The organism is Mesorhizobium sp. M1E.F.Ca.ET.041.01.1.1 (genome assembly GCF_003997355.1).
Taxonomy (GTDB): Bacteria; Pseudomonadota; Alphaproteobacteria; order Rhizobiales; family Rhizobiaceae; genus Mesorhizobium.
In genome coordinates, this window is the sequence record NZ_RZSL01000177.1 from 1 (window position 1) to 10,423 (window position 10,423).

A 10,423-nucleotide genomic window follows, 5' to 3' on the forward strand; every position below is an offset into this window, starting at 1 on the left:
GCGGAAGGTGCAGATGCAGATGTCGATGGAACGGCCGGCCATCATGCCACCTTCCGCTGCGATCGAGGCGTCAGGAGCTGCTGCCAAAAGCCCACGGACCAGCCGAAATGCATGACCATCGCCGAAACGCCGGCCAGCGCTATGCCCGGGTTGCGCTGGCGGATGGCGGTGACCAGGCCGTAGCCGAGGCACACGGCCGCCCAAAGCAGGAAAGGCACGGCCGCCAGCCAGGAGACGAAGGAAAAGAGCGCCAGGAGGACGACGGGCGCGACCAGCAGCGGGATCATCTGCCGCACCTTCGGCACCATGCGGTGCTTCAACACGTTCTTGGCGCGGCCGCGGCCATAGCCCAGATACTGGAAATAGAGGCTCTTCAACGTGGAACGCGGATAATAGACCATGTGGGTGCTGCCGCTCATCCAGATGCGGTAGCCGGCCTGGCGCAGCCGATAGTCGAGCTCGGCGTCCTCGTTGTGGCTGAAGCTCTCGTCATAGCCGCCGACCGCCCTGAAGGCGGCGATGCGCATGAGCGCGTGGTGACCGTGGTCGACCCACTCGCCGGCCGACATGTGGCGATGCTTCGAGCCGCCAGTGCCGAGCTTGGAATTCTGCGCCGCGGCCGCAGCCTTCTGCATCGCGCCGGTGCCGCTGGTCAGCATCGAGACGACGACCGAATCTGCGCCGGTGGCAAGCGCTTCCTCGATCAGCCTGTCGCAATAATCGACGGGATAGCCGCCATGCGCGTCGATGCGGATGAGATAGTCGGCAGCGTCGCCGAACGTCGCCACCGCCAGGTTGATGGCGGCACTCTGGATCCGCTTCGGATTGGCGAGCAGAACGACCCGAGGGTCCTCGGCGGCGACCTTTTCGACAATGCCTTGCGTGCCGTCGGTGCTGCCGCCGTCGGCGACGACAATGCGCGCGCCCAGCCTTGCGGCAGCCGGCCGCAAGTGCCCGAGCAGCGCACCGATATGGGCGGCCTCGTTGAGGCACGGAACGACGATCAGGCTCGATGCCGTGGTCTGCGTCATCGGCGTTTGTCCATTCTCGGCCATCCTATGCCAACGCCTCGGCCGCGAAGGTTCCGTCGATGGCGGCCAGGCCGCGCAGCTTGTCGACAAGGGCCAGGCAATCGCTGCGGTCGTAGCTCCAGGTCCTTGGATTGCGGGCCAGCACCCGCGACTTCAGCTTGTCGTAGCGCTCCTGGCTCATGCGGCCGAGCGCGGTCTCGAGTCCCTCGGGCGTGGCTTCCGACAAAAGCACGCCGATGTCCTGCTGCTTGAGGAAGCGGCCTGTTTCGGTGCTCGCCATCGAAATCGGCACGGCGCCGAAGCGGCAGCCTTCGTAAAGGCGGTTGGGAAGCAGCCATTCGGAATTCTGGCCTTGCTCGAAGAAATCGATCGCCCACGAGAAATGCGCCTCCCGGTAGATCGCGGCCATGTCCTCCGGATTGCGGTAGGGACCTCGAAAGGAAAGCCAAGGCTCGGCTTCGACGAAGGCATGAAAATCCGGGAATTCGGACAGCGCCGGACGGCCCCTGAGCACCACCTCGAAGCGTCCGTTTTGCCGGCGGGTGAATTCGGCCAGCAGCTCCAGCGAGCGCCGGCATCTGAGCGCGCCGAACCAGCCGATGCGCCAGGGCGGCGCCATCGGGGGGTCGCTCTCAGGCAGATTGTCCGCCGGCACCGGCATGGTGTCGAAATACTTGTTCTCGATCAGCTCGACCGGTGCGGCGATTTGCCCGAATGGTTTGAAATAGTTGGCGATGAAGGCGGGAGAACTGGTCACCAGCAGCTTCACGTCGCGGGCGAGATGGCGTTCGACTCCACGCAGCGTCTTGCCGATCAGGTCGTTGCGCAACACCAGCCGATGGATGTCCAGGCATTCGTAGACGATCGGCACGCCGGCGCCGAAGGCCTGGTTCGCGCGGCGGGCAAGCGCCAGCATTTCGAGGTTGCGCGCGATGATCAGATCGGGTCGCGCCACGGCGCTGAGCTTGGCGCCGATCGTTACAGCGGCCCTGGCCACCGCGCCGATGCGCTGCGCGAATCGGCCATCGCGCGTCGGACCGAGGTCGACCGGCTCGATGCCTTCGATCTCGGCGATCGGACTGTTGGTGCGACGGAAGCCCGCCAGGGTAATCCCGGCGCCGCCTGCCCTGAGCATTTTGACCCTTCGGCGCACGGCCGGATCGGATACGTCATGCACAAGGTACAAGACATGCAGCATGAAACTCGACCGCTGTTGGGCCCGCCACCCACGGGAAAGGTAGTACAGCTTTTGCTGCATCGCAACATTTTTGGTGCGGCGTTGGTAAACAGCGCACATTTTTTGTTGCACTGCAAAAACGTCTTGCGGTAGTTTGTACCTGGCGGCGGGCGCCGGTCACGACGATGTCGGACCGGAGCAGAATCAGGAATCCTGAATTTGGAAACCAGTGCATTCGATCCGCCCGAGGGCTCACTGCGCAGATCGGTCGGACGCGGCGCCGTCGTTACCGCGATGGCGCAGGGCGTGCGGGTCGCCACCCAGATCGTCTCCGTCATCGTGCTGTCGCGGTTGTTGTCGCCGCAGGATTTCGGCGTGGTGGCGATGTGCGCGCCGGTGCTCGCCTTCATCGCGCTGTTCCAGGATTTCGGCCTGACCCAGGCGACGATCCAGAAAACCGGCATCCGGCACGAGGAGGTCAACTACCTCTTCTGGATCAACACGGCGGTGAGCGCGGTGCTGGCCTGCGTGCTGGCCGGGGCGGCCCCCTTGGTGGCAGCCTTCTACGGCGAGCCGCGCGTTACGGGGCTGGTCGCCGCGTTCGGCCTGCAGATCATGGCCTACGGCCTTGGCGCCCAGCATCTGGCGCTGATGACGCGGCGCATGGAGTTCACCCGGCTCGCCATCATCGATGTCGCCAGCGCCGTTTCCGGACTTGTCGCTTCGATCGCCTGGACCTTCATCGACCGCTCCTACTGGGCGCTTTTCGCCGGCACGCTGACCGGCGCCGTGCTGCCGACGATCTGCTATTGGGTGTCCTCGCGCTGGCGTCCCGGGCTGCCGCGCAAGGTCGAGGGCATCGGCCAGCTGATCCATTTCGGCGCCGGCATCACCGGCTTCAACTTCGCCAATTTCTTCGCCCGCAACCTCGACAACGTGCTCATCGGCAAATATTGGGGCGAGGCGCAGCTCGGCCTCTACGACCGCGCCTACAAGCTGCTGCTCTTCCCGCTCAGCCAGATCACCAATCCGCTGTCGAAGGTGATGGTTCCCGCGCTTTCGCGGCTGAAGGACGAGCCCGACCGCTACCGCAGCGCCTACCTGCGCGTCATGCCGCTGATCCTTCTGGTGGCGCTGCCGGGTGTGGCCTTCGCCACCGCCATGTCCGACACGCTCATTCCCTTCGTGCTCGGCCAGCAGTGGCGGGAGAGCGCCGATATCTTCCTGGCGCTGGGTTTCGCCGGCCTTTTGCAGCCGCTCAACAACCCGGCCGGCTGGCTGTTCGTCAGCCAAGGCCGTTCGGGCGATTTCATGCGCTGGGGCATCATCACCGCCGTGACCTCGGTGCTGGCCTTCGCCATCGGCCTGCCCTATGGCGCGCTCGGCGTCGCGGTCGTCTACGCGGTCAGCGAATATCTGCGGACGCCTTTCCTCTGGCTCTATGTCGGCAAGGCCGGACCGCTGCGCGCGAGCCATGTGCTCTACGCGGCGACCCCGTTCGTGCTCGGCGCGCATCTGGCGCTGGCCCTGGTCTGGCTCGCCAAGCCAATGCTGCCGATGCAGCCCGTCATCGCGCTGGCAAGCGGCGCGGTGCTGTCCTATGTCGTCACCATCATCGTCGCGCTCGCCTTCGGCGCCGGCCGCGAGGCGCTTCGGGAGGCCTTGCGGCTGATCCCGGCGCGCGGGTTTTCCGCAGCACCCAGCGAAGCAAAATGAGCTTGCTCGGTGCAATGCAATTGCGTCCCGGCCGTGGCCGGACAACCGGCAAAAACCGCTGATTTGAGGGTAAGGCAACAGCATGAACTACCGATCGATTTCAGACATGAACGACGCGATCGTGCGGAACCTGCACCGGTTGCCGCGCGACATCGACCTGGTGGTCGGCGTGCCGAGAAGCGGCGTGCTCGCCGCAACGCTGGTCAGCCTGACGGCGAACATCCCGATGACCGATCTCGACAGCTTCCTCGCCGGCAGGATCTACACGTCGGGAATCACCAAGCGCCGCGCCGCGCTTGACCGGCAGCATTCCGAAATGCGCAAGATCCTGGTGATCGACGACAGCGTCAGCGGCGGCAACGCCATGCGCGATGCGCGCAACAAGATCGAAGCTGCCGGCATCAAGGGCGATTTCGTCTTCGCCGCCGTGTTCGGCCTCCTGTCGGAACACAAGGAAACCGACATCGTCTTCGAGGTCGTGCCGCATCCCAGGATGTTCCAGTGGAACTTCATGCACCACATCTTCCTCGAACAATGCTGCGTCGACATCGACGGCGTGCTCTGCCTCGACCCGACCGAGGAAGAGAACGACGACGGCCCGGCCTACGAGAAGTTCCTCGCCGAGGCGCGGCCGCTGCTCGGGCCGACCCGCAAGATCGGCTGGCTGGTGACGAGCCGGCTGGAAAAGTACCGCAAGCTGACCGAGGCGTGGCTTGCCAGTCACGAGATCAAATACGACCACCTCATCATGCTCGACCTGCCGAGCAAGGCCGAGCGACAGCGGCTCGGCGCGCATGGCAGCTTCAAAGCCGATTTCTACCGCAAGTCGGACGCCATCCTGTTCATCGAGAGCGAGCATGAGCAAGCGCTCAAGATCGCCAAGCTGTCGGGCAAGCCGGTGCTGTGCGTCGAGACCAATATTGTGAGCTTTCCCGATGCGCTGTCGCTGCCGGCGCTGCAGCAGGCGGCGCGCAACCTGCCGGCGCGGCTCAGGCAGGTCAATTCGCCCGACGGACGCAAGAAGGTCGCGAAAGCGGCGGTGCGGGCGCTATTGGGCTCGCGTGGCTATGAAATGCTGAAAAGCCGCGTCAAAAGGCCTGCGTAAGTAATAACTTACGCGATGCTCTACGCGGCTCGCCGGGAGCGCTGCTGCGCCGCCCTCTCGAGCAGGCCGAAGAAGGTGGCGAATTGGCGGTCGGGATCGAGTTCCGGGCGCTGCGAGAAGGCGAGCGCCGCCTCCGAGAGCCGCCCGTACTCCTGGCGGTCGTTCCACAGCCGCCTGACCGCTCCGACCCAGTCCTCCAGCGGCGCGTCATAATCCAGCACCACGCCACCTGAGCCGATCGCCTCGGGCAGGCCGCCGCGCCGCGAACCGACAACCGGAATGCCGCTGCAATGGGCTTCAGAAGCGACGCGGCCCCAGGCTTCTTCCCATTTGCTTGGCGCAAGCAGGATCTTCGTGCGGCCATAGACGGTTTTCATGTCACTGGTGCGGTTTTCCAGCCTGATGTTGGAAAATGGCGCGATGGTCCGCTCGATCTGGGCCCGATGGTCGTCCTCGAGCTTCCAGCTCTCGACGAACAGGAACGGTATTTCCGGGCACGCGGCGGCAATGCGCACAGCCAGGTCAAAGCCCTTTTCCTCATAGGGGTTGATGAAGGTGACGAACTCGCCGGTCGTCGGCGTGCTGTAGGTGGCCGGATTGATGGTCGGCGGGATGACGGTGGACTCGATGCCGAACTCGCGACTGTAGGTGCGGGCCGTGAATTCGGAATTGGCGATATAGCGCGCCGCATCGAGCTCGCGCAGGTCGCCGCCCAGTTCGTGGAATTCGACATTCCTCAGATAGACGACCAGCGGAACGCCCTCGGCCTGGAGCGCCTTGCCGAGCGGAACGGAGTTGTGGCATTGCACGACGGCGACGTCTGGCTGCATCTTCTTGACGGCGAAAGCGGCCGCCTCCCAGGGAAACCAGGCACGCACCACCGGATAGCCCGGAAAGCTGTCGATCACGGCGGGCTGGCCCAGCAGCTTCATCTTGGCGCGCGCCTTGTAGCCGAACATGCCCTGGCCGAACAAAGCGGCGAGCACCGAAGCCTCATGGCCGTGTTCGATCAACTGCTCAACAAGGTGATGCGTGCTCGATTGGACACCGCCGCTGAACTGCGGCGTATAGCCAGTACCGCCTGCGAAAAGAACTTTCATGGGCTCGGCTCCTTGTCATTTTTTTCTTGGCCAGTTTGTTCCTGACTTGCCGGCGCGGATCTCTGCCAGGCGGTTTCAGGCATTCTGCGGCTCGAGATTGGCAAACGGATTGGTGCATGGGTGCCAGCCAGTGAAGCGGATCGGATCATTGGGCGAGCCGCGCCAGGCATAGTCGGTCAGCATGTGGAACTCGGCGATGACCCAGCGCTCGAAATTCCCGACATCCTGCTGCTTCTGCCTGGGCAGGAATTCGCGCGCCTTGTCGAGCTTCACGGTCTCCAAAAGCGTCACCGCATCCGCCAGCTTGTCGCTCGGGAATACCCACGGATTGCGGTTGCGGAACTCGAGCACGAATTGCTGCAGATGCTCGATCCGCATATTGAGCGGACCGAAGTATTTTTCCAGCGTGACGCGGACCAGATCCTCATCCGAGAAGGACGATACGGCGGCAGCGGCGATGCCGGTCGAAGCAATGCCGCCGGCGACAACGGCCAGCGCGGTGCGTCGCGTGATCTTCATCGGTCCCTCCTTCATGCCAGCCGGCCCGCCGCCCGAAGCGAAAGAGCGGCGGCGGTCAGGCTTGGGTTGGCGCAGGAACAGCTCGGATAGGTGCTGGTGCCGACAACGACGAGGTTGCGGAGCCGGTGATGGATCATGTCGCGGTCCACCACCGAGTCGGCCGGACCGGTGCCCATCCGCAAGGTGCCCTGCACATGCGATTCGGTTGGCCGGATCCCGCGATCGAATATCTGTTCGACCGGCAGCGGCTTGAGCAGCGACGGCAGCCTCTCGAGCGCCTTGGCCATGCCTTTGGTTGCGTAGTCGGACGCACCCTTGAAGCTGACGAAGGCGTTCTCGTTCTTGTCGAGGATCACCCGGTTTTCCGGGTCGAGCAGGTTTTCGGTGACGATGACCAGCGGCAGCACTTGCCTGAGCCGCCCCTTCTCGGCCCGCATGCCATGCTGCCAGCGGTTCTCGAAATAGACCAGCGCCGCCGCGTGCTCGGCGCGATGCGGGCCGTCATAGAGACCGAAATTCAGCCCGGTGGTGATGGTGCTGCCGTCGAAATTGTCGACGCCGTCGAGATAGATCTCGTAGTTCCAGCCATAGGATTCATGCAGGCCGAGCCCGACGAATTCGCCGCCGAGCCCGGAGCGCAGCATGATCGCCGGGCTCTGGATGGCATTGGCGCCGAGGACGACGAGGTCGCCGCTGACCGAATATTCCTTGCCGTTGCGCACGAAGCTGACCGATCGCACCGAACCGCCGGCATGGTCGAGCCGGCGCACTTCGGCGCCCAGGCACACCGACACGTCCGCGTGCTCGAAGACGTGCATCAGGCCATTGTTGACGGTGAACTTGGCGTCGACCGGACACAGCCAGCACCTCAGGTTGGCGCAGCAAGAGGTGCGCTGCGCCGTTGCCACCCGCGCACGAGCGGTCGGCATGACGAAATGCTGCTCCGGCTGCGCCGCCTTCATCATCCGATCAGGCGCCGACATGCGATGCGGCGGCTGCGGGAACGGCCGCGAGCGCGGCAGCATGCGGGCCATGTCGGGATCGCCGGAGATCGACATGACCTCCTCGGCATCGCAATAGAACGGCTCGAGATCGTCATAGCTGATCGGCCAGTCGTTGCCGACGCCGTAGGTGCTCTTCAGCTTGAAGTCGTTGGGGTGGAAGCGCGGCGTCTGCGCGAACCAGCAGTTGGTGCCGCCGCCGAGGCCGATCGTATAGTTCCACGGCTTGTCGGCATTGTCGGTCTTGTAGGTGCTCTCGTCATCTATGTCGGTGTTGGCGTTCTGGTTGAGCTGCCATTCATGCGTGTTGTGGCGGCCCCATTCCAGCACCAGGGCGCGGGCTTTGCGCCGCTTCAGGAACTCATGCAGGAAAAAGGCTGAACCGAAACCGGAACCGATGACGACGAGATCGAAATGCTCGTTGGCGATTTTTTCGGGCTGAACGTCCATCACCATCGGATCGAACCCTTTCCCGAAACGCGCGCGATCATTGTCGGCCCCCAAATCATTGTCGGGGCCCCATCATTGCCGGTCCCATTGTCGTTCGCCGGAACCGTCTGGCGGGAAGCTGGCCGCGAACATCGTCATGCCGCCATCCTGCCGATCGAGTGGTATTCGATGCCGTAGCGGGCAATGACCTTCGGGTCATAGAGGTTGCGGCCGTCGAAGATGACCGGTGTCGTCAGCGCGTCCTTGAGCGCGTCGAAGGAAGGAGCCCTGAAGCTCTTCCATTCGGTGCAGATCAGCAGCGCGTCGGCGCCGCGCAGCGCCGCCTCCTTGGTGCCGCACAAGAGAAGGTCCTCGCGCAGGCCGTAAATGGCCTGGCATTCCTGCATGGCCTCCGGATCATAGGCCTGCACCTTGGCGCCGGCCGCCCACAACGCCTCCATCAGCGTGCGCGACGGGGCCTCGCGCATGTCGTCGGTATTCGGCTTGAAGGCAAGTCCCCAGACGGCGAAGGTCTTGCCCTTGAGACTGCCCTGGAAGTAGCGGTCGACCTTGCCGAACAGCACCGATTTCTGCGCGTTGTTGCGCTCCTCGACGGCGCGCAGCAGCTTGGCGTCGAACTTGACGCCCTCGGCGGTCTTGATCAGCGCGCGCACATCCTTGGGAAAGCAGGAGCCGCCATAGCCGAGGCCGGGATAGATGAAGTGGTAGCCGATGCGCGGATCGCTGCCGATGCCCTTGCGCACCTCCTCGATGTCGGCGCCCAACTGTTCGGCGAGATTGGCCATCTCGTTCATGAAGCTGATCTTGGTCGCCAGCATGCAGTTGGCCGCGTATTTGGTGAATTCGGCGCTGCGCACGTCCATCACGATCATCTTCTCGTGGTTGCGGTTGAACGGCGCATAGAGCTCGCGCATCACCGCCTCGGTGTCCTCGCTCGACGTGCCGACGATGATGCGGTCCGGCTTCATGCAGTCGGCCACCGCCGAGCCTTCCTTGAGGAATTCCGGATTCGAGGCGACGTCGAAGCTCAGATCCTCGCGGCCGCGCTTCTTCAGCGTCTCGGCGATCTTCGCCTTGATCTTCTCGCAGGTGCCGACCGGCACGGTCGATTTGCCGACGACGATCTTGGGTGCGTCCATCTCGCGGCCGATGGCCTCGGCGACGGCAAGCACGTATTTCAGGTCGGCCGAGCCGTCCTCGCCGGGCGGCGTGCCGACCGCGATCATCTGGATCTGGCCATGCTTGATCGCCGCGGTCGCATCGGTGGTGAAGCGGATGCGGCCGGCGGCGTGGTTCTCCTTGACGAGGGTTTCGAGCCCGGGTTCGAAAATCGGGATGAAGCCCTGGTTGAGCCGCTCCACCTTCGCCTCGTCGATGTCGACGCACACCACCTCGTGTCCGACCTCGGCGAGCACCGCGGCCTGGACGAGACCGACATAGCCAATTCCAAACACCGTCAAATTCATTTGGTTCTATTCCTGTCTAAGGCCGGGCCGCAAAGCGACCCGGCCAGTTCAGATATCTCCGGGGCCGGCCCGGGTTAATTCGCTAGAGCATGATCATATCCGAACCGTGGGTCAGCGAAGCAAAAATCGGATGACCTTCGGTTCGGGATCATGCCCTAGTTGCTGTTGGTTATGGTGCAAGCCAGCGATTCCGGGAATTGGCATGGCTGGCCCAAAGCGGTGAAGGCGACGCGCTTGACCTGCATGGTCACCTTGCGGCCGGGATCGGCGAAGGCGCCCATCCAGTTGGTCAGCTTGTCGCTGCCCCACAGGCTGAAGAAGATCTTCTGCGGATTGGTCGGCAATTCGTCCGGATTGGTCACCTCGTTGACAAGCTTGCCGTTGACATACCAGCGCAGCCGGTCCTTCTCCCAGACGAAGCCGTAGTCGTTGAAGCCCTTGTCGGCGCCGCCCTCGACATCGACGAGCTTGCCGTTCTTCGGCTTGCCCTGGATGTAGCTGTTGACCTGGACCTTCGACGGATCCTTGGTGAGCACCTCGAAGTCGATCTCGTCCCAGGGCTTTTTGTCCTGCGGCCCGATATAGGTGAAGAACGCGGCGTTGAGGCCGGATCCGGTGTCCGTCTTCATGCGCGCCTCATAGACGCCGTAGCCATAGCGCTGCTTGGTCTGCAGCTCGGCGCAGGCGAACTCGCGATCCTTGAGCTTGCGTTTTTCGAAGCCGAGCGAAAGCACGCCGTCGGAAAGCCGGACCAGATCCTTCGACCAGATGCAGTTCTGGTGATTGCCGTTGCTCCAGCCGTCGTAGACGTACCAGCGCGAGCGGTCGAAATTCGAGAAATTGTCGACGAAGGACGGC

9 protein-coding genes are annotated in these 10,423 nt (G+C 63.7%); 2 read left to right on the top strand and 7 right to left on the bottom strand.

The window, feature by feature from the left end:
• Window positions 1-41 precede the first annotated feature (41 nt).
• Both EOA38_RS16400 and EOA38_RS16405 read right to left on the bottom strand, forming a co-directional pair.
• Complete coding sequence (locus tag EOA38_RS16400; protein WP_127299687.1) at window positions 42-1,031, bottom strand: glycosyltransferase family 2 protein; 990 nt, start codon at window positions 1,029-1,031, stop codon at window positions 42-44.
• A gap of 25 nt (window positions 1,032-1,056) precedes the next feature.
• The gene (locus EOA38_RS16405) at window positions 1,057-2,229 is read right to left on the bottom strand and encodes a glycosyl transferase family 1 (protein ID WP_127299688.1); all 1,173 of its coding nucleotides are present in this window, start codon (window positions 2,227-2,229) and stop codon (window positions 1,057-1,059) included.
• 198 nt (window positions 2,230-2,427) lie between these two features.
• On the opposite strand from EOA38_RS16405, the gene EOA38_RS16410 reads away from it, so the two are divergent.
• Both EOA38_RS16410 and EOA38_RS16415 read left to right on the top strand, forming a co-directional pair.
• Complete coding sequence (locus EOA38_RS16410; RefSeq protein WP_127299689.1) at window positions 2,428-3,924, top strand: lipopolysaccharide biosynthesis protein; 1,497 nt, start codon at window positions 2,428-2,430, stop codon at window positions 3,922-3,924.
• A gap of 82 nt (window positions 3,925-4,006) precedes the next feature.
• Window positions 4,007-5,029: a phosphoribosyltransferase gene (locus EOA38_RS16415; protein ID WP_126090553.1), complete on the top strand. Its 1,023-nt coding sequence runs from the start codon at window positions 4,007-4,009 to the stop codon at window positions 5,027-5,029.
• 20 nt (window positions 5,030-5,049) lie between these two features.
• Here EOA38_RS16415 and EOA38_RS16420 read toward each other — a convergent pair whose 3' ends face one another.
• From EOA38_RS16420 to EOA38_RS16440, 5 genes are all read right to left on the bottom strand, one after another.
• Window positions 5,050-6,129 (bottom strand): glycosyltransferase, encoded by a 1,080-nt coding sequence (locus EOA38_RS16420; RefSeq protein ID WP_127299690.1) that lies wholly within the window; start codon window positions 6,127-6,129, stop codon window positions 5,050-5,052.
• A 75-nt stretch (window positions 6,130-6,204) separates the two neighbouring features.
• Complete coding sequence (locus EOA38_RS16425; protein ID WP_127299691.1) at window positions 6,205-6,648, bottom strand: hypothetical protein; 444 nt, start codon at window positions 6,646-6,648, stop codon at window positions 6,205-6,207.
• An 11-nt stretch (window positions 6,649-6,659) separates the two neighbouring features.
• Entirely contained in the window at window positions 6,660-8,105 is a 1,446-nt protein-coding gene (locus EOA38_RS16430; RefSeq protein ID WP_127299692.1) for a GMC family oxidoreductase, read from the bottom strand.
• A gap of 128 nt (window positions 8,106-8,233) precedes the next feature.
• A complete protein-coding gene (locus tag EOA38_RS16435) occupies window positions 8,234-9,565 on the bottom strand; it encodes a UDP-glucose/GDP-mannose dehydrogenase family protein (protein ID WP_127299693.1) in 1,332 nt (443 codons plus the stop codon).
• Between the two features lie 155 nt (window positions 9,566-9,720).
• Window positions 9,721-10,423: family 16 glycosylhydrolase (locus EOA38_RS16440; protein WP_127299694.1), on the bottom strand; the 703-nt coding region annotated here is incomplete at its 5' end.

Bases quoted from the DNA above. Each gene is read 5' to 3' on its own strand.
- EOA38_RS16400 (WP_127299687.1), bottom strand. From the start codon at position 1,031: ATGACGCAGACCACGGCATCGAGCCTGATCGTCGTTCCGTGCCTCAAC.
- EOA38_RS16405 (WP_127299688.1), bottom strand. From the start codon at position 2,229: ATGCTGCATGTCTTGTACCTTGTGCATGACGTATCCGATCCGGCCGTG.
- EOA38_RS16415 (WP_126090553.1), top strand. From the start codon at position 4,007: ATGAACTACCGATCGATTTCAGACATGAACGACGCGATCGTGCGGAAC.
- EOA38_RS16420 (WP_127299690.1), bottom strand. From the start codon at position 6,129: ATGAAAGTTCTTTTCGCAGGCGGTACTGGCTATACGCCGCAGTTCAGC.
- EOA38_RS16425 (WP_127299691.1), bottom strand. From the start codon at position 6,648: ATGAAGATCACGCGACGCACCGCGCTGGCCGTTGTCGCCGGCGGCATT.
- EOA38_RS16430 (WP_127299692.1), bottom strand. From the start codon at position 8,105: ATGGTGATGGACGTTCAGCCCGAAAAAATCGCCAACGAGCATTTCGAT.
- EOA38_RS16435 (WP_127299693.1), bottom strand. From the start codon at position 9,565: ATGAATTTGACGGTGTTTGGAATTGGCTATGTCGGTCTCGTCCAGGCC.